Source organism: Paenibacillus taichungensis, assembly GCF_013359905.1.
In the GTDB taxonomy this organism is placed as follows: domain Bacteria; phylum Bacillota; class Bacilli; order Paenibacillales; family Paenibacillaceae; genus Paenibacillus; species Paenibacillus taichungensis.
In genome coordinates, this window is record NZ_JABMCC010000083.1 from 33929 (window position 1) to 57698 (window position 23770).

General features: G+C 45.1%; 38 protein-coding genes. All 38 read left to right on the forward strand.

Features of this window, described 5'->3' with window-relative positions:
• The first annotated feature begins 10 nt into the window (after positions 1 to 10).
• The 38 genes from fusA (at position 11) to sat (ending at position 23743) form a co-directional block, all read left to right on the forward strand.
• Positions 11 to 2089: an elongation factor G gene (gene fusA / locus HP548_RS01480; RefSeq protein ID WP_076292166.1), complete on the forward strand. Its 2079-nt coding sequence runs from the start codon at positions 11 to 13 to the stop codon at positions 2087 to 2089.
• 98 nt (positions 2090 to 2187) lie between these two features.
• Positions 2188 to 3378, forward strand: a complete 1191-nt coding sequence (gene tuf, locus HP548_RS01485; RefSeq protein ID WP_076292167.1) for an elongation factor Tu — start codon at positions 2188 to 2190, stop codon at positions 3376 to 3378.
• 434 nt (positions 3379 to 3812) lie between these two features.
• Entirely contained in the window at positions 3813 to 4121 is a 309-nt protein-coding gene (gene rpsJ / locus HP548_RS01490) for a 30S ribosomal protein S10 (protein WP_017692074.1), read from the forward strand.
• 46 nt (positions 4122 to 4167) lie between these two features.
• Positions 4168 to 4791, forward strand: a complete 624-nt coding sequence (gene rplC / locus HP548_RS01495; protein ID WP_053779208.1) for a 50S ribosomal protein L3 — start codon at positions 4168 to 4170, stop codon at positions 4789 to 4791.
• A 25-nt stretch (positions 4792 to 4816) separates the two neighbouring features.
• Entirely contained in the window at positions 4817 to 5440 is a 624-nt protein-coding gene (gene rplD, locus HP548_RS01500) for a 50S ribosomal protein L4 (RefSeq protein ID WP_062329471.1), read from the forward strand.
• Positions 5440 to 5730, forward strand: a complete 291-nt coding sequence (gene rplW / locus HP548_RS01505; protein ID WP_024633586.1) for a 50S ribosomal protein L23 — start codon at positions 5440 to 5442, stop codon at positions 5728 to 5730. Before rplD ends, rplW begins: the two co-directional genes overlap by 1 nt.
• A 31-nt stretch (positions 5731 to 5761) precedes the next feature.
• Positions 5762 to 6592: a 50S ribosomal protein L2 gene (rplB, locus tag HP548_RS01510; protein WP_076292169.1), complete on the forward strand. Its 831-nt coding sequence runs from the start codon at positions 5762 to 5764 to the stop codon at positions 6590 to 6592.
• A gap of 71 nt (positions 6593 to 6663) precedes the next feature.
• Complete coding sequence (gene rpsS, locus HP548_RS01515; RefSeq protein ID WP_024633584.1) at positions 6664 to 6942, forward strand: 30S ribosomal protein S19; 279 nt, start codon at positions 6664 to 6666, stop codon at positions 6940 to 6942.
• Between the two features lie 35 nt (positions 6943 to 6977).
• Entirely contained in the window at positions 6978 to 7310 is a 333-nt protein-coding gene (gene rplV / locus HP548_RS01520) for a 50S ribosomal protein L22 (protein ID WP_024633583.1), read from the forward strand.
• Positions 7311 to 7325: 15 nt separating this feature from the next.
• Complete coding sequence (gene rpsC, locus HP548_RS01525; protein ID WP_024633582.1) at positions 7326 to 7991, forward strand: 30S ribosomal protein S3; 666 nt, start codon at positions 7326 to 7328, stop codon at positions 7989 to 7991.
• A gap of 2 nt (positions 7992 to 7993) precedes the next feature.
• Complete coding sequence (gene rplP, locus HP548_RS01530) at positions 7994 to 8428, forward strand: 50S ribosomal protein L16 (RefSeq protein ID WP_076292170.1); 435 nt, start codon at positions 7994 to 7996, stop codon at positions 8426 to 8428.
• Positions 8418 to 8615: a 50S ribosomal protein L29 gene (rpmC, locus tag HP548_RS01535; protein WP_017692083.1), complete on the forward strand. Its 198-nt coding sequence runs from the start codon at positions 8418 to 8420 to the stop codon at positions 8613 to 8615. Before rplP ends, rpmC begins: the two co-directional genes overlap by 11 nt.
• 48 nt (positions 8616 to 8663) lie before the next feature.
• Positions 8664 to 8930, forward strand: a complete 267-nt coding sequence (rpsQ, locus tag HP548_RS01540) for a 30S ribosomal protein S17 (protein ID WP_024633580.1) — start codon at positions 8664 to 8666, stop codon at positions 8928 to 8930.
• Positions 8931 to 8965: 35 nt separating this feature from the next.
• Positions 8966 to 9334, forward strand: a complete 369-nt coding sequence (gene rplN, locus HP548_RS01545) for a 50S ribosomal protein L14 (protein ID WP_024633579.1) — start codon at positions 8966 to 8968, stop codon at positions 9332 to 9334.
• Between the two features lie 39 nt (positions 9335 to 9373).
• Positions 9374 to 9727, forward strand: a complete 354-nt coding sequence (gene rplX, locus HP548_RS01550) for a 50S ribosomal protein L24 (RefSeq protein WP_024633578.1) — start codon at positions 9374 to 9376, stop codon at positions 9725 to 9727.
• Positions 9728 to 9759: 32 nt separating this feature from the next.
• The gene (gene rplE, locus HP548_RS01555) at positions 9760 to 10302 is read left to right on the forward strand and encodes a 50S ribosomal protein L5 (protein WP_062329467.1); all 543 of its coding nucleotides are present in this window, start codon (positions 9760 to 9762) and stop codon (positions 10300 to 10302) included.
• 73 nt (positions 10303 to 10375) lie between these two features.
• Complete coding sequence (locus tag HP548_RS01560) at positions 10376 to 10561, forward strand: type Z 30S ribosomal protein S14 (RefSeq protein WP_013312154.1); 186 nt, start codon at positions 10376 to 10378, stop codon at positions 10559 to 10561.
• A gap of 32 nt (positions 10562 to 10593) precedes the next feature.
• Positions 10594 to 10992, forward strand: a complete 399-nt coding sequence (gene rpsH / locus HP548_RS01565; protein WP_017692088.1) for a 30S ribosomal protein S8 — start codon at positions 10594 to 10596, stop codon at positions 10990 to 10992.
• 30 nt (positions 10993 to 11022) lie between these two features.
• Positions 11023 to 11565: a 50S ribosomal protein L6 gene (rplF, locus tag HP548_RS01570; RefSeq protein ID WP_024633576.1), complete on the forward strand. Its 543-nt coding sequence runs from the start codon at positions 11023 to 11025 to the stop codon at positions 11563 to 11565.
• 117 nt (positions 11566 to 11682) lie between these two features.
• Complete coding sequence (gene rplR / locus HP548_RS01575; RefSeq protein WP_062329465.1) at positions 11683 to 12051, forward strand: 50S ribosomal protein L18; 369 nt, start codon at positions 11683 to 11685, stop codon at positions 12049 to 12051.
• A 27-nt stretch (positions 12052 to 12078) separates the two neighbouring features.
• Positions 12079 to 12576, forward strand: a complete 498-nt coding sequence (gene rpsE, locus HP548_RS01580) for a 30S ribosomal protein S5 (protein WP_017692091.1) — start codon at positions 12079 to 12081, stop codon at positions 12574 to 12576.
• 12 nt (positions 12577 to 12588) lie between these two features.
• Positions 12589 to 12774: a 50S ribosomal protein L30 gene (rpmD, locus tag HP548_RS01585; RefSeq protein ID WP_017692092.1), complete on the forward strand. Its 186-nt coding sequence runs from the start codon at positions 12589 to 12591 to the stop codon at positions 12772 to 12774.
• Between the two features lie 43 nt (positions 12775 to 12817).
• The gene (rplO, locus tag HP548_RS01590) at positions 12818 to 13258 is read left to right on the forward strand and encodes a 50S ribosomal protein L15 (protein ID WP_062836188.1); all 441 of its coding nucleotides are present in this window, start codon (positions 12818 to 12820) and stop codon (positions 13256 to 13258) included.
• Complete coding sequence (gene secY / locus HP548_RS01595) at positions 13258 to 14556, forward strand: preprotein translocase subunit SecY (protein ID WP_062329461.1); 1299 nt, start codon at positions 13258 to 13260, stop codon at positions 14554 to 14556. Before rplO ends, secY begins: the two co-directional genes overlap by 1 nt.
• Before the next feature lie 90 nt (positions 14557 to 14646).
• On the forward strand, positions 14647 to 15291 hold the full coding sequence (locus HP548_RS01600) for an adenylate kinase (protein WP_024633570.1): 645 nt from the start codon (positions 14647 to 14649) through the stop codon (positions 15289 to 15291).
• A 4-nt stretch (positions 15292 to 15295) separates the two neighbouring features.
• Entirely contained in the window at positions 15296 to 16048 is a 753-nt protein-coding gene (gene map, locus HP548_RS01605) for a type I methionyl aminopeptidase (RefSeq protein WP_024633569.1), read from the forward strand.
• Between the two features lie 10 nt (positions 16049 to 16058).
• Positions 16059 to 16367, forward strand: coding sequence for a KOW domain-containing RNA-binding protein (locus tag HP548_RS01610; protein ID WP_076292171.1), 309 nt, complete (start codon positions 16059 to 16061; stop codon positions 16365 to 16367).
• Between the two features lie 3 nt (positions 16368 to 16370).
• A complete protein-coding gene (infA, locus tag HP548_RS01615) occupies positions 16371 to 16586 on the forward strand; it encodes a translation initiation factor IF-1 (RefSeq protein WP_017692098.1) in 216 nt (71 codons plus the stop codon).
• A gap of 152 nt (positions 16587 to 16738) precedes the next feature.
• Positions 16739 to 16852: a 50S ribosomal protein L36 gene (rpmJ, locus tag HP548_RS01620; protein WP_003333770.1), complete on the forward strand. Its 114-nt coding sequence runs from the start codon at positions 16739 to 16741 to the stop codon at positions 16850 to 16852.
• A gap of 20 nt (positions 16853 to 16872) precedes the next feature.
• Entirely contained in the window at positions 16873 to 17241 is a 369-nt protein-coding gene (gene rpsM / locus HP548_RS01625) for a 30S ribosomal protein S13 (protein ID WP_062329455.1), read from the forward strand.
• A 19-nt stretch (positions 17242 to 17260) separates the two neighbouring features.
• Positions 17261 to 17656 carry a 30S ribosomal protein S11 gene (gene rpsK, locus HP548_RS01630; RefSeq protein WP_017692100.1) on the forward strand — a complete coding sequence of 132 codons (396 nt, stop codon included), beginning with the start codon at positions 17261 to 17263 and terminating at the stop codon, positions 17654 to 17656.
• Positions 17657 to 17792: 136 nt separating this feature from the next.
• A complete protein-coding gene (locus tag HP548_RS01635; protein WP_017692101.1) occupies positions 17793 to 18737 on the forward strand; it encodes a DNA-directed RNA polymerase subunit alpha in 945 nt (314 codons plus the stop codon).
• A gap of 34 nt (positions 18738 to 18771) precedes the next feature.
• The gene (rplQ, locus tag HP548_RS01640) at positions 18772 to 19137 is read left to right on the forward strand and encodes a 50S ribosomal protein L17 (protein WP_017692102.1); all 366 of its coding nucleotides are present in this window, start codon (positions 18772 to 18774) and stop codon (positions 19135 to 19137) included.
• A gap of 159 nt (positions 19138 to 19296) precedes the next feature.
• The gene (gene truA, locus HP548_RS01645) at positions 19297 to 20070 is read left to right on the forward strand and encodes a tRNA pseudouridine(38-40) synthase TruA (protein WP_076292172.1); all 774 of its coding nucleotides are present in this window, start codon (positions 19297 to 19299) and stop codon (positions 20068 to 20070) included.
• A 205-nt stretch (positions 20071 to 20275) separates the two neighbouring features.
• Complete coding sequence (rplM, locus tag HP548_RS01650) at positions 20276 to 20713, forward strand: 50S ribosomal protein L13 (RefSeq protein WP_024633564.1); 438 nt, start codon at positions 20276 to 20278, stop codon at positions 20711 to 20713.
• Positions 20714 to 20732: 19 nt separating this feature from the next.
• A complete protein-coding gene (rpsI, locus tag HP548_RS01655) occupies positions 20733 to 21125 on the forward strand; it encodes a 30S ribosomal protein S9 (protein WP_024633563.1) in 393 nt (130 codons plus the stop codon).
• Between the two features lie 670 nt (positions 21126 to 21795).
• Positions 21796 to 22488 (forward strand): phosphoadenylyl-sulfate reductase, encoded by a 693-nt coding sequence (locus HP548_RS01660; RefSeq protein WP_076292173.1) that lies wholly within the window; start codon positions 21796 to 21798, stop codon positions 22486 to 22488.
• 85 nt (positions 22489 to 22573) lie between these two features.
• A complete protein-coding gene (sat, locus tag HP548_RS01665) occupies positions 22574 to 23743 on the forward strand; it encodes a sulfate adenylyltransferase (protein ID WP_076292174.1) in 1170 nt (389 codons plus the stop codon).
• Positions 23744 to 23770 lie beyond the last annotated feature (27 nt).

The following is a 23770-nucleotide window of genomic DNA, read 5'->3' on the forward strand; positions in this document are numbered from 1 at the left end:
GACCCAATTCATGGCAAGAGAGTTCTCCTTGAAAAATACACGTAATATCGGGATCATGGCTCATATTGACGCGGGTAAAACCACTACAACTGAGCGGATCTTGTTCTACACAGGCCGTACGCACAAAATCGGTGAAGTTCACGAAGGCGCTGCGACAATGGACTGGATGGAACAGGAACAGGAGCGGGGAATTACGATTACTTCTGCTGCTACTACCGCTGCTTGGAAGGGCCACCGCGTTAATATCATTGATACCCCGGGACACGTTGACTTCACTGTTGAAGTTGAACGTTCCCTTCGTGTATTGGACGGAGCAGTTGGTGTATTCAGTGCGAAAGAAGGCGTTGAGCCTCAGTCCGAAACCGTATGGAGACAGGCTGACAAGTACGGCGTACCTCGTATCGCTTACGTAAACAAAATGGATATCATCGGTGCTGACTTCCTGAACGTTGTATCTGACATGCGTGATCGCCTTCAAGCGAACGCTGTTGCGATTCAACTTCCAATCGGCGCTGAAAATGATTTCATCGGTATTATCGATATCGTTGAACAAAAGGCTCATATGTACAAAGATGACCTTGGTCAAAATATCGAAGAAACAGAAATTCCTGCGGAATTCAAAGAGCAAGTTGAGGAACTCCGTAACGAATTGATCGAGCGTGTCGCAGAACTGGACGAAGATTTGACAATGAAATACCTGGAAGGCGAAGAAATCTCTATTGAAGAGATCAAAGGCGCTCTCCGTAAAGGTGTTGTAGATGTTAAGATCTTCCCTGTTATCTGTGGTTCCTCATATCGTAACAAAGGTGTTCAACTGATGTTGGATGCTGTAATCGACTACTTGCCAGCTCCAATCGATGTACCAGCTATCACTGGTCACCTCGAAGATGGAACTGAAGCTATTCGCAAGTCTTCCGATGAAGAGCCATTCTCTGCATTGGCCTTCAAAATTATGACTGACCCTTACGTTGGTAAATTGACATTCTTCCGCGTATACTCCGGTGTTCTTCAATCCGGTTCTTATGTATTGAATGCCACTAAAGGCAAACGTGAGCGTATCGGTCGTATCCTTCAAATGCATGCGAACAGCCGTCAAGAGATCACTGAAGTTTACTCCGGTGACATTGCAGCTGCCGTAGGTTTGAAAGATACTGGTACAGGTGATACACTGTGTGATGAGAAAAATCCGGTTATCCTGGAGTCAATGAACTTCCCTGATCCGGTTATCGAAATCGCCGTTGAACCTAAAACCAAAGCTGACCAAGATAAAATGGGTGTTGCTCTCGGTAAGTTGACTGAAGAGGATCCTACTCTTCGTGCTCATACTGACGAAGAAACAGGCCAAACAATCTTGGCAGGTATGGGTGAGCTTCACCTTGATATCATCATTGACCGTATGCGTCGTGAGTTCAAGGTTGAAACTACTGTGGGTAAACCACAAGTAGCTTACCGTGAAACATTCCGTGCACCAGCGCGCGTTGAAGGTAAATTCGTTCGTCAATCCGGTGGTCGTGGTCAATACGGTCACGTATGGGTTGAGTTCGAACCTCTCGAGCCGGGTACAGGCAGCCAGTTCGAAAGTAAGGTTGTCGGTGGTTCCGTTCCAAGAGAATACATTCAACCAGCTCTTGCAGGTATCGAAGAGCAAATGAAAAACGGCGTTATCGCAGGCTTCCCGCTTGTTGACGTTAAGGCTACAATCGTAGACGGATCTTACCATGATGTCGATTCCAACGAGATGGCATTTAAAATTGCCGGATCAATGGCGCTGAAAGCTGCGAAAGACAAATGTAGTCCAGTTCTGCTTGAGCCAATCATGAAAGTAGAAGTAACCGTTCCAGAAGAGTACATGGGTGACGTTATGGGTATGCTTAACTCCCGTCGTGGCCGCATCGAAGGTATGGATTCCCGTAGTGGAGCTCAAATCATCCGTGCTAAAGTACCTTTGTCTGAAATGTTCGGATACTCTACAACTCTTCGTTCCGGTACTCAAGGACGCGGCGTATTCTCCATGGAGCTTTCTCACTATGAAGAAGTTCCTAAGAGCATCGCTGAAGAGATTGTTGCCAAAACAAAAGGAACCGAGTAGTTTTCTCTCATTGAATGAATGTGCATAAGAGTCATGAATTCTTTGCACTTCATTTAGTGAAAAACATAAAATTATAATTTTAAGGAGGCCACGTTCAAATGGCAAAGGCTAAATACGAACGTAATAAACCCCACGTTAACATTGGTACTATCGGTCACGTCGACCATGGTAAAACAACTCTGACTGCTGCAATCACAACTGTATTGTCTAAAACTTACGGTGGTGCTGCTGTAGCATTCGACCAAATCGACAAAGCTCCAGAAGAGCGCGAGCGCGGTATCACAATCTCCACAGCTCACGTTGAGTACGAAACTGACACTCGTCACTACGCTCACGTAGACTGCCCAGGTCACGCCGACTATGTTAAAAACATGATCACTGGCGCGGCACAAATGGACGGAGCTATCTTGGTAGTATCCGCAGCTGACGGCCCAATGCCACAAACTCGTGAGCACATCTTGCTCTCCCGTCAAGTAGGCGTACCTTACATTGTTGTATTCTTGAACAAATGTGACATGGTTGAAGACGAAGAGTTGTTGGAATTGGTTGAGATGGAAGTTCGCGACCTTCTTAACGAATATGAGTTCCCAGGTGATGATACTCCAATCACTCGTGGATCCGCTCGTGAAGCTCTGCAAAACCCTGATGGTGAGTGGGCTCAAAAAATCGTTGAGATGTTCAAAGAAATCGATACTTACATCCCACTGCCTGAGCGTCAAACTGACAAACCTTTCTTGATGCCTGTCGAGGACGTATTCTCCATCACTGGTCGTGGTACTGTTGCTACAGGTCGTGTAGAGCGTGGTACTGTTAAAGTCGGCGAAGAGATCGAAATCGTTGGTATCACTGAAGAAACTAAAAAATCCGTAGTTACGGGCGTTGAAATGTTCCGTAAATTGCTGGATTCCGCTCAAGCGGGTGACAACATCGGCGCATTGCTGCGTGGTGTTGACCGTACTCAAATCGAGCGTGGACAAGTTTTGGCAAAACCGGGTTCTGTTAAGCCACACACAGAATTCTCTGCACAAATCTATGTTTTGACTAAAGAAGAGGGTGGCCGTCATAAGCCTTTCTTCACTGGATACCGTCCACAGTTCTACTTCCGTACAACTGACGTAACTGGTATCATCAACTTGCCAGAAGGTACTGAAATGGTAATGCCTGGTGACAACATCACGGTTACTGTTCAACTGATCTCCCCAATCGCGATTGAAGAAGGAACTAAGTTCTCCATTCGTGAAGGTGGCCGTACAGTAGGTGCAGGTTCCGTAGCAACTATCCAAAAATAATTCAGCTTATTGCTGAATAAGTATATGCAACAGTGTGCTGGAACGAGTAACATTGTACTGTAACGAAGCTTCGGAAGAGTTCTTTATCCGACATCGGATAAAGAACTCTTTTATTATGTAATAGTTTCGGAACCTGCGTCATACGAAATGAACATCATTTACGAATGTAGAAGGATTGGTAAGGCAACATGGATATTGGAGATAACACTGCATTAAGCGAAGTCATTTCATGAGAAAAGATTAGTTTAAATGTTTTTCTTAAATATGCTTGCAATATGCCCATCTTTTCTATATAATAATGAATGTTGTTCTGTGACGTTGCGATGATGTGAGAGGTTACTGGCACACCCGGCCCCTTTGCCATGGGACAGTGGCCAGAAAATTTTCACGGAGTATGTCCGATAAAAAATTGGGCGATAGAAGGAGGGACTAAAATGGCAAAGCAAAAAATTCGTATTCGTTTGAAAGCTTACGACCACAGAATTCTTGATCAATCCGCGGAGAAAATTGTTGAAACAGCAAAACGTTCGGGTGCAGGTGTATCCGGTCCGATTCCGCTTCCTACTGAAAAACAAATCATTACTATTCTTCGTGCGGTGCACAAGTACAAGGATTCTCGGGAACAATTCGAACAACGCACACATAAGCGTTTGATCGACATCGTTAACCCGACTCCACAAACTGTGGATGCCTTGATGCGCTTGGATCTGCCGTCCGGTGTAGATATCGAAATTAAATTGTAATACAAGCTGCAACAAAGACCATGTATAAAGGAAAAGAGGTGTCAACATGAAAGCAATCTTAGGAAAAAAACTCGGAATGACTCAAGTATTTACACCTGAGGGTAACGTTGTACCAGTAACGGTTATCGAAGCAGGCCCTTGTGTTGTTTTGCAAAAGAAAGACATTGAGAATGATGGCTACGAAGCAATTCAAATCGGTTACTCCGATAAGAAAGAGAAAAATGCTAACAAGCCAGAAGCAGGTCACGCTAAAAAAGCGAACACTGCCCCTAAGCGCTACGTTCGTGAAGTTCGCGGTATCAACATCGCAGAATATGAAGTTGGCCAAGAACTGAAAGCTGACATTTTCGCTGAAGGCGAATTCGTTGACGTAACGGGTGTTTCTAAAGGTAAAGGTTTTGCCGGCGTTATCAAACGTTGGGGACAAAGCACTGGACCTATGTCTCACGGTTCGCGTTACCACCGTGGCCCTGGTTCAATGGGTTCGATCCAAGCTAACCGCGTTCCTAAAGGCAAACGCCTGCCAGGACACATGGGACATGATACTGTTACAATCCAACGTCTTGAAGTAGTTAAAGTAGACGCTGAGCGTAACGTGTTGCTCGTGAAAGGTTCCATTCCTGGACCGAAAAACAGTCTCATTAAAGTTAAAGAAACGGTGAAAAAATAACCACTGAAGAAAGGAGGAACACAAAATGCCAAAAGTATCAGTTTACAATGTAGATGGTAGCCAAGTAGGCGAAGTTGAATTGAACGATGCGGTTTTCGGAATTGAGCCGAACCAACACGTTCTATACGATGCAGTTCTTATGCAACGCGCTTCCCTTCGTCAAGGTACCCACAAAGTAAAAGGACGTTCTGAAGTACGTGGCGGTGGACGTAAACCTTGGAAACAAAAAGGTACAGGTCGCGCTCGTCAAGGTTCGATTCGTTCTCCACAATGGAAAGGCGGCGGTATCGTATTTGGTCCGACACCACGGAGCTATGCATACAAACTGCCTAAGAAAGTTCGCCGTTTGGCGATTAAATCAGCTCTTTCATCCAAAGTGATCGACAATGACATTATCGTTCTGGATGCTCTCACGCTGAGCACACCTAAAACAAAAGAATTTGCTGCCATCTTGAACAACTTGAAAGTTGGACGCAAAGCTTTGATCGTAGCTCCTAGCTATGATGATAATGTGGCTCTTTCCGCACGGAATATTCCTGGCGTGAAATTCGTAGCTGCTGACGGCATTAATGTTCTTGACGTGCTTTCGCACGACAAATTGATCATTACGAAAGAAGCAGTTCAGAAGGTAGAGGAGGTGCTCGCGTAATGAAGGATCCTCGTGATATTGTAAAACGTCCGATTATTACGGAACGTACTGCTGACATGATGAATGACTTGAAATATGTATTTGAAGTCGATATCCGTGCAAACAAAACCGAGATCAAAAAAGCCGTAGAAGCTATTTTCAACGTAAAAGTGAAAAACGTGAACACTCTGCGTGTTCCAGCTAAGCCTAAACGGTACGGACGTTATTCCGGATATACAAGCGAATGGAAAAAAGCGTTTGTAACGCTGACACAAGACAGCAAAACGCTTGAGTTCTTTGAAACTGTATAATTGAAATTTTTGAAGTAAGGAGGGAAACCTAGTGCCAATCAAAAAGTATAAACCAACATCCCCGGCAAGAAGGAACATGTCCGTTTCTACATTTGAGGAAATCACCACAGATAAGCCGGAGAAATCGTTGTTGGCCCCGTTGAGCAAACAAGCAGGCCGCAACAACCAAGGTAAAATTACAGTTCGTCACCACGGTGGTGGACACAAACGTAAATACCGTATCATTGACTTCAAACGTACTAAAGATGGAATACCGGGCCGCGTTGCTACGATTGAGTATGACCCGAACCGTACATCCAACATCGCTTTGATTCACTACGCTGATGGTGAGAAACGTTACATCATCGCTCCTAAAGGTCTGAAAGTTGGCGATCAAGTATTCTCCGGTCCTGACGCAGACATCAAAATCGGTAACGCACTGCCACTTGAAAACATTCCAGTAGGTACCGTTATCCACAACATCGAGTTGAAACCAGGTAAAGGCGGACAATTGGTTCGTGCTGCTGGTACAGAAGCTCAATTGCTTGGTAAAGAAGAAAAATACGTATCCGTTCGTCTCTCTTCCGGAGAAGTTCGTCGTATTCTGAAAGTTTGCCGTGCAACAATCGGATCTGTTGGTAACCAAGACCACGAGCTCATCAAAATCGGTAAAGCCGGTCGTAGCCGTTGGTTGGGACAACGTCCTGAAGTTCGTGGTGTAGTAATGAACCCTAACGATCACCCACACGGTGGTGGTGAAGGTCGTGCTCCAATCGGACGTAAATCGCCAATGTCACCATGGGGTAAACCTACTCTTGGTTACAAAACGCGTAAGAAAAATAAAGCTTCTGATAAATACATCATTCGCCGCCGCACGAAGTAATACACACTGTGCATAACTTCGTGAGGCATCTGCGGATGCATAATAGCTACGTTTGAAGGGAGGATCTCCACATGGGTCGCAGTTTGAAAAAAGGGCCATTCATTGATGGCTACATGCTGAAAAAGGTAGAAGAGATGGAAGCATCCGGTAAAAAGCTTGTTATTAAAACCTGGTCCCGTCGTTCTACAATTTTCCCGCAATTCATCGGACACACATTTGGCGTATATGACGGTCGTAAACACGTACCAGTATACGTAACTGAGGACATGGTCGGACACAAACTGGGTGAGTTCGCTCCAACCCGTACGTACAAAGGCCATACTGATGATGATAAGAAAACAAGAAGATAAATGAACATCTTTAATGTTTGAGAGGAGGTTACACAATGGAAGCAAAAGCACATGCTAAGTTTATCCGGATTGCTCCTCGTAAAGTTCAACTCGTTGTTGACTTGATTCGCGGCAAGCAAGTTGGTGAGGCGGTTGCCATTCTCCGTCACACTCCGAAATCCGCTTCTCCGATTGTTGAGAAGTTGCTTAACTCCGCGATTGCAAATGCGGAACATAACTATTCTTTGGATGTTAATAACTTGGTCATTTCGCAAGCTTACGTGAACCAAGGACCGACAATGAAACGTTTCCGCCCTCGTGCAATGGGACGTGCAAGTCGTATTAACAAACGTACTAGCCACATCACTTTGGTGGTATCTGAAAAGTAGAAGGAGGGGAAATGTGTGGGCCAAAAGGTAAATCCAGTCGGACTCCGTGTCGGAATTATCCGTGACTGGGAATCTAAGTGGTATGCAGGTAAAGACTTCGGCGATCTTTTGATGGAAGACGTGAAAATTCGTGAATTCCTGAAAAATAAATTGAAAGACTCCGCTATGTCTCGTGTTGAAATCGAGAGAGCGGCTAACCGCGTAAACGTAACGATTCACACTGCGAAACCAGGTATGGTTATCGGTAAGGGTGGTTCTGAAGTTGAAAATCTGCGTAATCAAATTACGAAAATCGCAGGCGGTAAAAAAGTACACATCAACATCTCTGAAATTAAGAACCAAGACCTGGACGCAATCCTGGTAGCTGAAAGCATTGCACAACAATTGGAACGTCGCGTTTCTTTCCGTCGTGCTCTGAAACAAGCTATTCAAAGAACTATGCGTTCTGGTGCAAAAGGTATTAAAACTCAAGTGGGCGGACGTCTTGGCGGTGCTGAGATTGCTCGTTCGGAAGGCTACAGCGAAGGAACTGTTCCACTGCACACGCTTCGTGCCGACATCGACTACGGTACAGCAGAGGCTCATACAACTTACGGCCGTATCGGCGTAAAAGTATGGATCTATCGTGGAGAGGTTCTTCCTACGGCTAAGAAACAAGCTGCTAAGGAAGGAGGCAACTAATCATGTTGGTACCAAAACGTGTAAAACACCGTAAGCAACAACGTGGACATATGAAGGGCCAAGCTAAAGGCGGAACTACGCTGAACTTCGGCGAATACGGTCTGCAAGCTACGGAACCGGCTTGGATTACGAACCGTCAAATCGAAGCGGCTCGTATTGCGATGACTCGTTACATCAAACGTGGTGGTAAAGTTTGGATCAAAATCTTCCCAGACAAACCAATCACTCAAAAGCCTCTCGAGGTTCGGATGGGTAGCGGTAAAGGTAACGTAGAAAAATGGGTTGCAGTTGTGAAACCAGGTAAGATCATGTTTGAACTTGCTGGTGTACCGGAGGATATTGCACGCGAAGCAATGCGTCTTGCCGCTCACAAACTGCCAATCAAAACGAAGTTTGTGAAACGTGAAGAATTGGGTGGTGAAGCAAATGAAAGCTAGTGAATTTCGCAACCTAACCTCTGCTGAAATCGAGCAAAAGATTGCCGGATTTAAAGAAGAACTCTTTAACCTCCGCTTTCAACTCGCTACCGGTCAGCTGGATAACCCGACTCGAATCCGTGATGTGCGGAAAGAAATAGCTCGTGCTAAAACCATTATCCGTGAAAGAGAATTGGGAATCGGTTAATTAGGGATCGGATGTCTAATCCGTCCGTAATCAGGAAGGAGGCCAACAATGAGCGAAGAACGTAACGCACGTAAAGTGCAAACAGGTAAAGTAGTCAGTGATAAAATGGATAAAACGATCGTTGTTGCTGTAGAAACTTACAAAAAACACGACTTGTACCATAAACGTATCAAGGTTACTAAAAAATTCAAAGCGCATGACGAAGAAAACACTGCGAAAATCGGTGACACGGTGAAAATCATGGAGACTCGTCCGCTTTCGAAAGATAAACGCTGGAGACTTACTGAAGTCGTAGAAAAAGCGATTATCATCTAATGCATCAGCAGCATAGCTGAAAGGAGGAATACTAAATGATTCAACCATTTACACGTTTGACTGTGGCCGACAACTCCGGTGCGAAGGAACTGATGTGTATCCGCGTACTCGGCGGTACGGGACGTCGTACAGCTCAAATCGGTGATCTGATCGTTTGTTCGGTAAAACAAGCAACACCAGGCGGCGTTGTCAAAAAAGGTGATGTAGTTAGAGCGGTTGTCGTTCGTACTAAACGTTCTGTACGTCGTAAAGACGGTTCCTACATCGGTTTTGATGAAAATGCAGCGGTTGTTGTAAAAGACGACAGAAGCCCACGTGGAACACGTATTTTCGGACCTGTTGCTCGTGAACTCCGCGAGAAAGACTTCATGAAAATCGTTTCCTTGGCCCCAGAAGTTATCTAAAGCTTAATCTCGTGATGTTAGAAACAGGAGGTGTACGAAATGCCAAGAGTGAAAAAAGTTCTGGAATCCCATAACAATAAACTTCATGTTAAAAAAGAAGATACAGTTATGGTGATCAGCGGTAAAGACAAAGGTAAAAAAGGCCGTGTCATCGCTGCTTATCCTCGTGAGAACCGCGTCCTTGTGGAAGGTGTTAACATGATTAAAAAACACCAGAAGCCTAACCAGCAAAATCCGCAAGGCGGCATTATCGAGAAGGAAGCTCCGATTCACGTTTCCAACGTAATGCACATCGATCCGAAGAGCGGAAAAGTAACCCGTGTAGGTTACAAAGTGTTGGATAACGGAAAGAAAGTGCGCGTTGCAAAACGTTCCGGAGAAATTATCGACTAATTGAACCGAATGAGAAAGGAGGTCTATGATTCATGGCAGCAAGAATGAAAGAACGTTACCTGAACGAAATTGCTCCTGCTTTGATGCAGAAGTTTAACTATACAACGGTAATGCAAGTGCCGAAAATCGAGAAAATCGTTATCAACATGGGTGTGGGCGACGCAGTTCAAAACTCCAAAGTGTTGGATTCCGCAGTAAACGATTTGCAACTGATCGCAGGTCAAAAACCTGTAATCACTCGTGCTAAAAAATCTATCGCAGGTTTCAAACTGCGTGAGAACATGCCTATCGGTGTGAAAGTAACATTGCGCGGCGAGCGTATGTACTTCTTCCTCGATAAACTGTTCAACGTTACGCTTCCTCGTGTCCGCGACTTCCGCGGTGTATCGAGCAAAGCTTTCGACGGACGTGGTAACTACACACTGGGTCTGAAAGAACAATTGATCTTCCCAGAGATCGAGTATGATAAAGTAGACAAAGTCCGCGGTATGGATATTGTCATCGTAACAACGGCGAAAACAGACGAAGAATCCCGTGAATTGCTCACGCAACTCGGAATGCCTTTCGTAAAATAATGTTGCTATAACGTTTCCGGGTGTCTGGAAAGACTCCCTTTTCTCCGAAATTATTTAGGAGGTGTCAGGCTAAGTGGCAAAAACTTCGATGAAAGTTAAACAACAACGTACACCAAAGTTTAAAGTACGTGCTTATACACGCTGTGAGCGTTGCGGACGTCCACATTCGGTACTGCAGAAGTTCAAAATTTGCAGAATTTGCTTCCGTGAATTAGCTTATAAAGGCCAGATCCCTGGCGTGAAAAAAGCAAGCTGGTAAAAAGTCCTGAACGGGAAGGAGGTTAACTCACAATGACTATGTCTGATCCAATTGCAGATATGCTTACTCGTATTCGTAACGCGAACACAGTTCGTCACGAAACGGTAGAAATGCCTGCTTCGACAATGAAAAAACAAATCGCCGACATCTTGAAGCGTGAAGGTTTTATCCGTGACGCTGAAGTTATCGATGATAACAAACAAGGGATTATCCGTGTTTTCCTGAAATACGGTCAAAATAACGAGCGTGTTATTACTGGTCTGAAAAGAATCAGTAAACCTGGTCTTCGTGTTTACACGAAAAGCAACGAAGTACCTCGTGTACTTGGTGGTCTGGGTATCGCTATTATCTCGACATCCAAAGGTATCATGACGGACAAAGAAGCTCGTCAATCAAAATCCGGCGGAGAAGTCGTCTGCTACGTTTGGTAATATAACGTCACAAGATAGGAGGTGCAACATATGTCTCGTATTGGTCGCAAACCAATTACAGTACCAAGTGGTGTGGACATCACACTGGACAACACCGTTATTACGGTAAAAGGACCAAAAGGATCTTTGACTCGTGAACTTCATAAAGACATGAAGGTTACAGTTGAAAACAACGAAATTACAGTTGTGCGTCCTTCCGATAACAAAACTCACCGTTCTTTGCACGGCACAACGCGTAGCGTTGTAAACAACATGGTGAGTGGTGTTACTGAAGGATTCGCAAAATCTCTGGAGCTGGTTGGGGTCGGATATCGTGCAAGCAAATCCGGAGATAAAATCGTTCTGAACGTTGGCTACTCTCACCCGGTTGAAATTACACCGGAAGCGGGAATCGAATTCGAAGTTCCTTCGAACACGAAAATCATCGTTCGCGGAATCGATAAAGAGCGTGTAGGTGCTTACGCTGCTAAAATCCGTTCCGTTCGTGAACCTGAGCCGTACAAAGGTAAAGGTATTAAATATGAAGGCGAGCGTATCATCCGTAAGGAAGGTAAAGCCGGTAAGAAGAAATAAGATTTTTCTTACCGCCTTTGCGCGGTTTTCGGCTTGCTTGCTTCTTGTGTTTCTAATATACCCCGTGGCTTCCGGTTTGAAGCCAGCGAGGTAACCTGAAAGGAGTGAATCCCTGAGATGATTACGAAACAAGATAAAAACAAGGCTCGTCTGAAAAGACACCTGCGTGTTCGTAAGAAAATCCAAGGAACGGCAGCACGTCCTCGTTTGAACGTATTCCGTTCTGGTAAACATATGTATGCTCAAATCATCGATGACGTAGCTGGTGTTACGATCGCTTCCGCGTCTACTGTAGACAAAGAATTGAGCGGCGACATCAAAAACGGCGCATCTGTTGAATCTGCTCGTAAAGTTGGCGAACTCGTTGCTAAACGTGCAAAAGACAAAGGCGTTTCTAACATCGTATTTGACCGTAGCGGTTATCTGTACCATGGTCGTATCGCAGCATTGGCTGCAGCGGCTCGTGAAGCAGGACTTGAGTTTTAAGATATTTTTCAAAAGGAGGTTAACGACTTGCGTGTAGATCCGAATACTTTGGAACTGACTGAAAGAGTTGTAAATATTAATCGCGTAGCTAAAGTAGTAAAAGGCGGACGCCGTTTCAGCTTTAGCGCACTGGTTGTAGTCGGCGACGGCAACGGCTGGGTTGGAGCTGGTATCGGTAAAGCGGGCGAAGTACCTGATGCAATTCGCAAAGGTATTGAAGACGCTAAGAAAAACCTTGTACACGTTCCACTCGTAGGAACTTCGATTCCTCACTTGGTAACAGGTAAGTTCGGCGCAGGACGCGTGCTGTTGAAACCAGCATCTGAAGGTACTGGTGTTATCGCTGGTGGTCCTGTACGTGCGGTTCTCGAACTTGCTGGTGTGGGTGACATTTTGACAAAATCTCTGGGTTCTTCGAATTCCATGAACATGGTCAATGCGACTTTGGAAGGTTTGTCCCGTTTGAAGCGTGCTGAAGACGTGGCAAAACTGCGCGGCAAATCCGTCGAAGAGCTTCTGGGTTAAGGAGGGAATCTCATGGCTAAATTAGAAATTACCCTCGTCCGCAGCTTGATCGGACGTCCGGAGACGCAAAGAACAACTGTGAAAACATTGGGCTTGCGCAAAATCAACAGTAAAGTGGTTCAAAACGACAATCCTGCCATTCGTGGTATGATTAACAAAGTAAGCCACTTGGTCGCTGTTAAAGAAGTAGAAGCTTAAAAAAGGGTTAATCCCACAAATCTTTAAGGAGGTGCAACGAACGATGAAGTTACATGAGCTTTCACCATCTCCTGGATCCCGCAAAGAACGTAAACGTCTTGGTCGCGGTCCAAGTAGTGGTACAGGTAAAACATCAGGTCGCGGTCACAAAGGACAAAACGCTCGTTCTGGCGGTGGAGTACGTCCAGGCTTCGAAGGTGGACAAAATCCATTGTATCGTCGCTTGCCAAAACGTGGTTTTGTAAACCCAACTCGCAAAGAATATGCAGTTGTGAATACTGAAGACCTGAACAGTTTTGCTGCGGGTACTGAAGTAACTCCAGAATTCTTGATGACGAACGGCGTAGTTAAAAACGCTAAATCCGGAATCAAAATCCTGGGTAACGGTGATGTCACTGTGAAGCTGACTGTTAAAGCTAACAAGTTTTCTCAATCTGCTATTGAGAAAATTGAAGCTGCCGGCGGTACAACTGAGGTGATTTAATGTTCAAGACCCTAAAGAATATCTGGCGGGTTGAAGATCTGCGCAAAAGGGTATTATTTACCCTTTTTGTACTGATCATTTACCGCATCGGCTCCTTTGTCCCCGTACCGGGAGTTAACAAAGATGTGTTCGAAGCGACAAATTCTGCGGGTAAAGAAGTTTTTGGACTTCTCAATACGTTCTCGGGCGGAGCGCTCTTTCAGTTCTCGATATTTGCGCTCGGGATCGTGCCTTACATCACTGCGTCTATCATAGTACAGTTGCTTTCCATGGACGTTATTCCTAAATTAGCGGAGTGGGCTAAGCAGGGTGAACAAGGTAAGAAAAAATCTGCACAACTGACCCGTTATTTAACGGTAGGTCTGGCATTGATTCAAGCGTTTGGTACGTCGATCGGATTCAACCGCTTGTACAATACAGAAATGGTGCCTAATGCAACATTTGCAGATTATATCTTGATCGCCATTGTACTTACGGCCGGTACTTCATTCCTAATGTGGCTTGGTGAGCAGATCACCGAGAAGGGCATAGGAAACGGGATTTCGATTTTGATCTTTGCGGGTATCCTATCAACGGTGCCTAACATTATCAAACAAACGATCGAGTCCGACTTCATCCAAGCTGACCAATTGTTCATGAACATTCTTAAAGGGGTAATCGTTGCAATTGTTATTGTACTGATTATCATAGGTGTCATTTACATCCAGCAGGCGATTCGGAAAATTCCGGTACAGTACGCTAAACGCGTCGTAGGTAACAAAATGTACGGTGGACAGAACACACATATCCCGCTGAAGATTAATGCAGCAGGTGTTATCCCTGTCATCTTTGCTTCATCTCTGTTGATGTTCCCATCGATCATCGCAAACTTCTGGGCTGATCGTGCATGGGCACAGTGGATCGGAGCCAATCTCACTACACATAAACCTTTGGGTATGTTACTGTATGTAGTGATGATTTTCGGATTCACATTCTTCTATACTTTTGTACAGATGAATCCACAGCAGATGGCTGACAATATGAAAAAGAACGGCGGTTACATCCCAGGCATTCGTCCGGGTAAAGCAACCGAGAAATATCTGACCCGTGTCATGACTCGTTTGACAACGGCAGGTGCCATCTTCTTGGCAGTAATTTCCGTTCTGCCTGTAATCTTGGGGGCACTTTCTGGTTTGCCTCAATCTGCGCAAATTGGAGGAACATCTCTCCTGATCGTTATCGGTGTTGCGCTGGATACGATGAAGCAAATCGAAAGCCAATTGATCAAACGCCACTACAAAGGTTTTATCAATAAATAGGCAATAGGTACCGGTCAAGCTAAGATTTACTTGCCGGCACCTATTGTGCTGTTTGTTGATGTAGGGTAGTCTTGGAGGGAGTGACATAACGTGAACATCCTATTCATGGGCCCTCCGGGGGCAGGAAAAGGAACGCAAGCAGACGTCATTGTGAAAGAGTTCGGTATTCCCCACATTTCAACAGGCGATGCATTTCGTCTTGCGATTAAGCAGGGAACTCCCATTGGCCTGAAAGCCAAGGAATATATGGATCAAGGATTGCTCGTACCAGATGATGTAACTATCGGCATCGTTGAAGAACGTTTGCAGCAGCCTGATTGCAGAGAAGGTTTCCTCTTGGATGGTTTTCCAAGAACCCTGTCTCAAGCAGAAGCGCTCGATGGTATTCTGGATCGACTGAACTCAGGTCTCGATCATGTAATCAACCTGAAAGTGGACCGCAACAAATTGCTCGCCCGTTTGACGGGTCGTCGTATTTGTAAGAACTGTGGCGCCACCTATCATGTCGTGTTCAATCCGCCCAAGCAGGAAGGTATTTGTGATAAATGCGGCGGTGACTTGTACCAGCGCTCTGATGATAATGAAGAGAGCGTAGGCACACGTCTCGACGAATATATCAACAAAACAGCACCACTCCTCACATTTTATGAGAACAAAGGCCTTCTTCGTCAAATGGACGGAGAGCAGGATATCGATCAAGTTTCTCATGAAATTGTGTCCCTGCTGCGAGGTTAATTGAATGATCATTGGTAAGTCCGAAACGGAACTGGGCTTGATGAGGGAAGCGGGGAGAATTGTTGCGGAAACGCATCGTCTCTTGGCAGAGCATATCGCTCCCGGTATTACGACTGGAGAACTTGACCATATGGCCGATCAATACATCCGCAGTCAAGGAGCTGTGCCGTCTTTCAAAGGTTATAACGGTTTCCCTGCCAGTGTGTGCGCTTCAGTGAATGAAGAGTTGGTGCATGGATTTCCCGGCAAACGAAAGTTGAACGAGGGCGATATCGTTACGTTTGACATTGGCGCGCAGTACCAGGGTTATCACGGAGACTCCGCCTGGACTTATCCAGTCGGCCGTATTTCCGAAGAAGCCCGTCGTCTTCTGGACGTTACCGAGGCTTCGTTATACGCAGGTCTGGCGCTGGTTAAACCGGACGTTCGCTTGTTTACAATATCTCATGCGATTCAGAAATATATTGAAGATGAAGGGTTCTCAGTAGTACGTGAATATGTCGGTCACGGCATAGGAGCGGATCTGCACGAGGAACCACAGATTCCGAACTATGGTCTTCCTGATCGGGGACCACGGCTTAAAGCGGGCATGGTGCTGGCCATAGAGCCGATGGTTAACGCAGGCAGACGGTATGTGAAAACGTTGGAAGATAACTGGACTGTCGTCACTGTTGATGGATCGTTATGCGCCCACTTTGAACACACCGTAGCAGTTACACCAGAAGGCATGGAAATTTTCACAAAACTGAATGCGTAGGTGATAAGGCATGAACAATCAGTCTAATCCGCAGCTCGGTCAACTTGTGAAGATCCGTAAAGGCCGCAATGCGGACCAAGCCGCAGTAATTGTTGCTATAGCGGACAGCAGGTTCGTATATATTGCGGATGGAGACAAACGTAAGTTTGATCAACCCAAGAAGAAGAATATTCTTCATCTTGAACTCCAGCCGATGATTAGCAGCGAGGTCGTAAACAGTTTAAACGAGAGTGGTCGGGTGACAAACGGAAAGCTCCGCTTCGCGGTTCATTCGTTTCTGGAATCCACCAACATTCAAGCTGAAGAGAAAGGAGACTGACTAATGGCCAAGGAAGATGTCATTGAAGTGGAAGGTACGGTTCTCGAACCGCTACCGAATGCAACGTTCAAGGTTGAGCTTGAGAACGGTCATCAAATTCTCGCTCACGTTTCCGGCAAGTTGCGGATGCACTTTATCCGTATCCTGACTGGAGACAAAGTGGTTGTTCAGTTATCGCCTTATGATTTGACAAAAGGTCGTATAACTTACCGTAAATAGTAGTAGACAGTTGCAATGAACTGTGAAGCTTATGAAGCGGGTTTTGCCCGGCAAAACTTGCGAAAGCTTCGAAGCCGGTTTTACAATAGTAGAACAAGGTCAATGCTTACGAAGAGAGTTTTGCTAAGCAAAACTTTGAGGAGGTAATTCACATGAAGGTAAGACCTTCGGTCAAGCCGATTTGCGAAAAATGCAAAGTCATTCGCCGCAAAGGGAATGTTATGGTTATCTGTGAAAATCCGAAACACAAACAAAAACAAGGTTAAAGAAGGGGGTGTAGCGTAAAATGGCACGTATAGCTGGTGTGGATTTGCCACGTGATAAGCGCGTTGAGATCGCCTTGACTTATATTTTCGGAATCGGTAAAACGACTTCCCAGAAAATTCTGAGCACAACAGGCATCAATCCGGACACTCGTGTTCGTGATTTGACGGAAGATGAAGTCAGCAAATTGCGTGAAAGTATCGACAAAGAGGTCAAAGTAGAAGGTGACCTGCGTCGTGAAATCTCTTTGAATATTAAGCGTTTGACGGAGATCGGTTGTTACCGTGGAGTTCGTCATCGTCGTGGTCTGCCTGTTCGTGGACAACGTACGAAAACGAATGCTCGTACTCGTAAAGGTCCTCGTCGTACTGTAGCGAACAAGAAGAAATAATAAGGGGGGATAAGAGAAAATGGCTAAACCGAAAAAAGTCGTACGTACTAAACGTCGTGACCGTAAGAATATTGAATCTGGCGTGGCGCATATCCGTTCCACTTTCAATAACACTATCGTTACTATTACGGATCCTCACGGAAATGCAATTTCGTGGGCAAGCTCCGGCGGCCTCGGATTCAGAGGTTCCCGTAAATCGACTCCGTTTGCTGCACAAATGGCTGCTGAGACTGCTGCCAAAGCTGCAATGGAACATGGGATGAAAGCCGTTGAGGTTATGGTTAAAGGACCAGGCGCAGGCCGTGAAGCAGCGATCCGCTCTTTGCAAGCTGCAGGTCTTGAAGTTAACCTGATCAAAGACGTAACTCCAGTCCCGCATAACGGATGCCGTCCTCCAAAACGTCGTCGTGTCTAATGAGATTTGCCCCTGCGTGTGGTATATTTCCGGCACAATCTGCTAATAATGGTTGTTTAGGCATACTACTACATGTTTTCGCAAGAGAAGGTAAATGTTTCATAGAGGACCGACGTTTTGAAGGAGGGGTATTGCAGTGATTGAAATCGAAAAGCCGAAAATTGAGACGGTAGACGTCAACGATGATGGCACCTATGGGAAATTCGTAGTAGAACCGCTTGAGCGCGGATACGGTACGACGCTTGGAAACTCGCTTCGCCGAATCTTGCTCTCGTCACTGCCGGGTGCGGCAGTGTCTTCGGTTCAAATCGATGGCGTTCTGCATGAATTTGCTACAGTTCCTGGCGTAATGGAAGATGTTACGGAGGTCATTCTTAACCTGAAAGCTTTATCGCTTAAAATTCATTCTGATGAGGAGAAAGTGCTCGAGATTGATGCTGAAGGCGAAGGAGCAATTACGGCTGGAGATATCCGTGCTGACTCTGATGTGGAAATCCTTAACCCGGATCTGCACATCGCTACGCTCGGACCAGGTTCGAGACTTCACATGCGTATTTTTGCCAATCGCGGTCGCGGCTACGTCCAGGCAGATCGGAATAAACGCGATGACCAGCCGATCGGCGTCATCCCAGTCGATTCCATCTTCACCCCGATCAGCCGCGTTAACTACGCTGTGGAAAATACGCGTGTTGGCCAAGTAACCAACTATGACAAGCTCACGTTGGAAGTTTGGACTGACGGAAGTATTCGTCCTGAAGAGGCTGTAAGCCTTGGCGCTAAAATTTTGACCGAGCATCTGATGCTCTTCGTGGGTCTTACAGACGAAGCGAAAGATGCAGAGATTATGGTCGAAAAAGAAGAAGACAAAAAAGAAAAAGTACTCGAAATGACGATCGAAGAGCTGGATCTCTCTGTTCGTTCCTATAACTGCCTCAAACGTGCTGGTATTAATACCGTACAAGAGCTGACTACGAAAACAGAAGAAGACATGATGAAAGTCCGTAACCTCGGACGTAAGTCTTTGGAAGAAGTTCAAGAGAAGCTTGAGGAACTTGGTTTGGGACTCCGTACAGAAGAATAGACAGCCGAGTGCTTGAAGTGAAGGAGGGAAAACAATGGCATACCAAAAGTTGGGCCGTAATTCCAGCGCACGTAAAGCTTTGTTCCGTGACCTGGTAACCGACCTGTTCTTATACGAACGCATTCAGACAACTGAAGCGAAAGCAAAAGAGGTTCGCTCTATTGCTGAAAAACTGATCACTAAAGCGAAAAAGGGAGATCTTCATGCCCGTCGCCAAGTGGCAGCTTATGTTCGCCGCGAAACAATCGATGGTGAGCAAGATGCAATCCAAAAACTGTTTAGCGAATTGTCCGGTCGTTACGCTGAGCGTCCAGGTGGATACACTCGTATCCTGAAACTGGGACCTCGTCGTGGTGACGCTGCGCCTATGGTTTACTTGGAACTGGTTGACCGCGCGTAGAACAGATGAGATGAGGAAAGGGGACAGAATCGTTGATTCTGGTTTAACCCTTTTTTTCTCTTCATTTCGGATTTCGTGCTGTAATAGAAGCTCCGAAAGGGGCTTCTTTTGCTGTTCGGGATAGGCACATGTATAGTATGGAACAAAGGTGTGGTATTGATGCGCAACTTGTGTATGACGTTAACTTATGATGGCACTGCCTATTACGGCTTTCAGGTTCAGCCAGGAGGGAATACCATTCAGGACCATCTTGAAGATGCCATTCGTGCTTTAACCGGTGAGAAGGTTAAAATCACGGGTTCAGGCAGAACGGATGCAGGCGTTCACGCACGCAGACAGATCTTCAATTTCCCTACGGAATCCCAGATCCCGATTGAACGATGGTGTATGGCGCTCAACTCCAGATTACCATCCGATATTATCGTTATTGATGCGGTTGAAGTACCAAACGATTTTCATTCTCGCTATGCTGCGAAAAAGAAAACGTACCGGTATACCGTCAATGCGAATCAATTCCCGGATGTATTTAACCGGAGACTGCAGTATCATCACCATGCCAAGCTGGACATTGCGGCAATGCAGGAGGGGTTGCGTCATTTTATTGGTACGTATGATTTCACCTCCTTTGCTTCACGCAAGTCTCAGAAAGAAAATCATGTACGTTCGGTATACGAAGCATGGATAGAAGTGGACCGTTCAATGTGTAGGGACCATCCGCGCGATCAGGGTGTCATTCACATCTATGTGAGTGGTAACGGCTTTTTGCAGCATATGGTTCGTATTATTGTAGGTACACTACTGGAGGTCGGAGAGGGCAAACGGAAAGCCTCTGACGTACCGAATATGATTGCTGCTTGTAATCGTTCTGCTGCAGGACCTACTGCAGTTAGCTGCGGTTTAATGCTCTGGGACCTTGAATACAAAAAAGATTAAATTTGCAAAGTGAAATGCTTAATTAACACTTGCGATTTAAGCTCCTATCATGTAATATAAAAGTTGTGTTTTCTTAATGGCTTTCCCACAGCCCCAATTAAGAGGGTCACAACGAAAGAACTATCCATCAACACCTAAAGTTATCACTTAATGAATGAAGATAAATGAATATAATGATGTTGAACATTTTAAGGAGGAACTTTTCATGCGTACCACGTACATGGCGAAGCCTAACGAAGTTGAGCGCCAATGGCACATCATTGATGCCGAAGGCAAAACGCTCGGACGTTTGGCGAGCGAAGCAGCTGCTTTGATCCGCGGCAAACATAAGCCACAATTCACTCCACATGTGGACACTGGCGATTTCGTTGTTATCATCAATGCAGAGAAAATTGTATTGACTGGTAAAAAAATGCAAGGTAAAAAATACTACCGTCACTCGATGCACCCAGGTGGTTTGAAAGTAACTACTGCTGAAGAGATGGTTAAAAACAAACCGGAACGTATGTTGGAATTGGCTGTTCGCGGTATGCTTCCAAAAACTCGCATGGGCGAGAAAATGAAGTTGAGACTTAAAGCGTACAGAGGCACTGAGCATCCACATGCAGCACAAAAACCAGAAGTTTATGAACTTCGCGGTTAATTAAAAGGAGGACAGTTTCATGGCACAAGTACAATACTATGGGACAGGTCGTCGTAAACATTCGGTAGCTCGTGTTCGCCTTGTACCGGGTGAAGGACGCATTGTCATCAATAAACGTGATATTAATGAATACTTCGGTTTGGAAACACTCAAACTGATTGTAAAACAACCACTGAACCTGACAGAAACACTCAGCAACTATGATGTTCTTGTTATCGCTCATGGTGGCGGAATCTCCGGTCAAGCCGGCGCAATCCGTCATGGTATCTCCCGCGCTCTGTTGAAAGCAGATCCGGAATACCGTGCTTCCCTGAAAAAAGCAGGATTCCTGACTCGTGACCCACGGATGAAAGAGCGTAAAAAATACGGTCTCAAAGCCGCACGTCGCGCACCTCAGTTCTCCAAACGTTAATATGCATTACAAGCCTTTGGCCTCGGTCAAAGGCTTTTTTGTATTCTACAGACCAATAGATATATTAAATGCTCTTTACTTCAGAAGATGCACTAAAGTAGCTTCAGTTTCCTCTGTAACGGTTAAAGTTTTTTCCTCCATCGAATACTCCAGTAAATGCGACCCACCTATAACCATTAATCAAATTTGCAGTTTTAGAACTTTATAATGGTTAATCATTCATTTTTCATTCTCAATTTTCATCAGTTTTTCTTATGGTTTTGATAAAGGTCACTTACTATTGAAGAATAGGATTCACGCATTTATCTCATTATTAAATCCTTCTCGTTCTTCTATATTCGTTTGAATTTATAGAGTTATTCTATACTTCGTTTTATCAAATGTGCACCATAAACCCAGTAGGGGCAAAGGTTTTCATTGATTAGGAGATAAGGATAAGGTTGAAATGGATGATGCTAAACATGGATGATTTCATCCATAATTCTATTAATTGCATAATGAACACCAAATTATATTCGAAATGAACAACAAAAAAAATGGGCCAAAACAGATGTATTTTACCATATGGCAGGCATTGACATCCCTCATGAAAGATTTATACTATACATAATTCATATTAGATTAGTCGGCTTTAGTGATTGTTGAAATGCAGAATGGGGGAAATGCAGACATGAACTTGTTGGAGAAAGAAGAACTTGCACGGACGAAGGCTGAAGAATTGGAAAACGCAAGTCCAGAGGATATTATTCGTTATGCTATTGAGACGTTTCCAAATATCACTTTTGCATGCAGCTTCGGTGCAGAGGATGTTGTACTTGTAGATATGCTTCAGAAGATCAGCCCATCCACGGATATATTTTATTTAGATACTGATTTTCATTTTAAGGAGACTTACGAAACTCGCGACAAAATGAAGGAGAAATACAATCTAGATTTTGTACGTGTTGCTCCGAAAATTACACCTGAGGAACAGGCAGCTCAACATGGGGAACAATTGTGGAAGTCGGATCCTAATGCATGCTGTAATATTCGGAAGGTTGAGCCGCTGACACGTATTCTATCTCAGTATGATGCCTGGATTACCGGTATTCGGAGAGATCAAGCACCGACGCGTGCAAATTCCAAGAAGGTCGAATATGATGCTAAGTTTGGGCTTATGAAGTTTAACCCGATTGCCCACTGGACTACAGAGGATGTATGGGATTATATTCGTGCCAATAATGTCGTGTACAATCCGCTGCATGATCAAAATTATCCGAGTATCGGTTGTGAGTATTGCACACGTCAAGTTATGCCTGGAGAAGATCCACGTGCGGGACGCTGGTCTGGGAACGATAAAACGGAATGTGGTCTTCATAAATAATTTATTCAGAATAAGTGATGGATTTTATAATGCACTGGATTCATTCTTGATGATATAAAAAATGGTGAAACAGGGAGCTGACAAGATGACTTCGATTCTGCCTCATGGAGGTACGCTGATACAGCGTGTCGTACAAGGAGAAGAACGGGAACAATTATTACGAGAGAGTGAGAAACTGCCCTCTTTACGTATAAACAGCTGGACAATTTCGGATTTGGATCTCATTGGTGTGGGTGCATTCTCACCGCTTCAAGGTTTTATGAATGAAGAAGACTATCTTTCGGTTATATCTCGTATGCGTCTTGCTGACGGAACAGTCTGGAGTATCCCCATTACCTTAGCTGTAGATGAACAGCAGGCTGCATCGCTCCAGATCGGTGAGACTGTGGCACTTATTGGCGATAATGACGGAGTAACTTATGGATTGCTTGAAGTGAAGAGCTTATACAAAGTAGATCAGGGTGAAGAAGCACGTCGTGTCTTCAAGACGGATGATCCAGAGCACCCGGGTGTGAAAAAACTGCTGGAACGACCTGCAACGTATGTAGGAGGTCCAATTCAAGTGCTGAATCGCCCCAAACCGGCCAAGTTCGAACAGTTCTATTATGATCCTGCTGAGACACGGAAAACGTTCCAGGATAAGGGCTGGAAGACGGTTGTTGGTTTCCAGACGCGTAATCCGGTCCATCGTGCCCATGAGTACATTCAGAAGAGTGCAATGGAGATTGTGGACGCCTTGTTCTTAAACCCGCTAGTAGGCGAAACGAAGTCTGATGACGTGCCTGCAGATGTAAGAATGAAGAGTTATCTCGTTTTGCTGGAGAACTATTATCCGGCTGATCGTGCGTTTCTAGGCGTATTTCCGGCGGCAATGCGGTATGCTGGTCCAAGAGAGGCCATTTTCCACGCGATGGTACGTAAAAATTATGGTTGTACTCACTTTATTGTAGGCCGCGACCATGCAGGTGTGGGTGACTACTACGGAACGTATGAAGCGCAGGAGATCTTTAATAACTTCACACCGGAAGAACTCGGTATCACTCCTTTGTTCTTTGAACATAGTTTTTTCTGTACCAAATGTGGCAACATGGCATCTAGCAAAACTTGCCCGCATGATAAAGAACACCACATGGCTCTGTCTGGCACGAAAGTACGTGGCTTGTTAAGAGATGGCCAATGCCCTCCACCTGAATTTACGCGCCCAGAGGTAGCTGAGGTGCTGATAGAAGGAATGGCAGAGCAAGTCCGCTCCTAACGGTATATTTGTCCATCTTGTCCCATA

Excerpts from the sequence above, each read along its gene's own strand:
- fusA (WP_076292166.1), top strand. The coding sequence starts at position 11 with ATGGCAAGAGAGTTCTCCTTGAAAAATACACGTAATATCGGGATCATG.
- tuf (WP_076292167.1), top strand. The coding sequence starts at position 2,188 with ATGGCAAAGGCTAAATACGAACGTAATAAACCCCACGTTAACATTGGT.
- rpsJ (WP_017692074.1), top strand. The coding sequence starts at position 3,813 with ATGGCAAAGCAAAAAATTCGTATTCGTTTGAAAGCTTACGACCACAGA.
- rplC (WP_053779208.1), top strand. The coding sequence starts at position 4,168 with ATGAAAGCAATCTTAGGAAAAAAACTCGGAATGACTCAAGTATTTACA.
- rplD (WP_062329471.1), top strand. The coding sequence starts at position 4,817 with ATGCCAAAAGTATCAGTTTACAATGTAGATGGTAGCCAAGTAGGCGAA.
- rplW (WP_024633586.1), top strand. The coding sequence starts at position 5,440 with ATGAAGGATCCTCGTGATATTGTAAAACGTCCGATTATTACGGAACGT.
- rpsS (WP_024633584.1), top strand. The coding sequence starts at position 6,664 with ATGGGTCGCAGTTTGAAAAAAGGGCCATTCATTGATGGCTACATGCTG.
- rplV (WP_024633583.1), top strand. The coding sequence starts at position 6,978 with ATGGAAGCAAAAGCACATGCTAAGTTTATCCGGATTGCTCCTCGTAAA.
- rplP (WP_076292170.1), top strand. The coding sequence starts at position 7,994 with ATGTTGGTACCAAAACGTGTAAAACACCGTAAGCAACAACGTGGACAT.
- rpmC (WP_017692083.1), top strand. The coding sequence starts at position 8,418 with ATGAAAGCTAGTGAATTTCGCAACCTAACCTCTGCTGAAATCGAGCAA.
- rpsQ (WP_024633580.1), top strand. The coding sequence starts at position 8,664 with ATGAGCGAAGAACGTAACGCACGTAAAGTGCAAACAGGTAAAGTAGTC.
- rplN (WP_024633579.1), top strand. The coding sequence starts at position 8,966 with ATGATTCAACCATTTACACGTTTGACTGTGGCCGACAACTCCGGTGCG.
- rplX (WP_024633578.1), top strand. The coding sequence starts at position 9,374 with ATGCCAAGAGTGAAAAAAGTTCTGGAATCCCATAACAATAAACTTCAT.
- rplE (WP_062329467.1), top strand. The coding sequence starts at position 9,760 with ATGGCAGCAAGAATGAAAGAACGTTACCTGAACGAAATTGCTCCTGCT.
- rpsH (WP_017692088.1), top strand. The coding sequence starts at position 10,594 with ATGACTATGTCTGATCCAATTGCAGATATGCTTACTCGTATTCGTAAC.
- rplF (WP_024633576.1), top strand. The coding sequence starts at position 11,023 with ATGTCTCGTATTGGTCGCAAACCAATTACAGTACCAAGTGGTGTGGAC.
- rplR (WP_062329465.1), top strand. The coding sequence starts at position 11,683 with ATGATTACGAAACAAGATAAAAACAAGGCTCGTCTGAAAAGACACCTG.
- rpmD (WP_017692092.1), top strand. The coding sequence starts at position 12,589 with ATGGCTAAATTAGAAATTACCCTCGTCCGCAGCTTGATCGGACGTCCG.
- rplO (WP_062836188.1), top strand. The coding sequence starts at position 12,818 with ATGAAGTTACATGAGCTTTCACCATCTCCTGGATCCCGCAAAGAACGT.
- secY (WP_062329461.1), top strand. The coding sequence starts at position 13,258 with ATGTTCAAGACCCTAAAGAATATCTGGCGGGTTGAAGATCTGCGCAAA.
- map (WP_024633569.1), top strand. The coding sequence starts at position 15,296 with ATGATCATTGGTAAGTCCGAAACGGAACTGGGCTTGATGAGGGAAGCG.
- HP548_RS01610 (WP_076292171.1), top strand. The coding sequence starts at position 16,059 with ATGAACAATCAGTCTAATCCGCAGCTCGGTCAACTTGTGAAGATCCGT.
- infA (WP_017692098.1), top strand. The coding sequence starts at position 16,371 with ATGGCCAAGGAAGATGTCATTGAAGTGGAAGGTACGGTTCTCGAACCG.
- rpmJ (WP_003333770.1), top strand. The coding sequence starts at position 16,739 with ATGAAGGTAAGACCTTCGGTCAAGCCGATTTGCGAAAAATGCAAAGTC.
- rpsM (WP_062329455.1), top strand. The coding sequence starts at position 16,873 with ATGGCACGTATAGCTGGTGTGGATTTGCCACGTGATAAGCGCGTTGAG.
- rpsK (WP_017692100.1), top strand. The coding sequence starts at position 17,261 with ATGGCTAAACCGAAAAAAGTCGTACGTACTAAACGTCGTGACCGTAAG.
- rplQ (WP_017692102.1), top strand. The coding sequence starts at position 18,772 with ATGGCATACCAAAAGTTGGGCCGTAATTCCAGCGCACGTAAAGCTTTG.
- truA (WP_076292172.1), top strand. The coding sequence starts at position 19,297 with ATGCGCAACTTGTGTATGACGTTAACTTATGATGGCACTGCCTATTAC.
- rplM (WP_024633564.1), top strand. The coding sequence starts at position 20,276 with ATGCGTACCACGTACATGGCGAAGCCTAACGAAGTTGAGCGCCAATGG.
- rpsI (WP_024633563.1), top strand. The coding sequence starts at position 20,733 with ATGGCACAAGTACAATACTATGGGACAGGTCGTCGTAAACATTCGGTA.
- HP548_RS01660 (WP_076292173.1), top strand. The coding sequence starts at position 21,796 with ATGAACTTGTTGGAGAAAGAAGAACTTGCACGGACGAAGGCTGAAGAA.
- sat (WP_076292174.1), top strand. The coding sequence starts at position 22,574 with ATGACTTCGATTCTGCCTCATGGAGGTACGCTGATACAGCGTGTCGTA.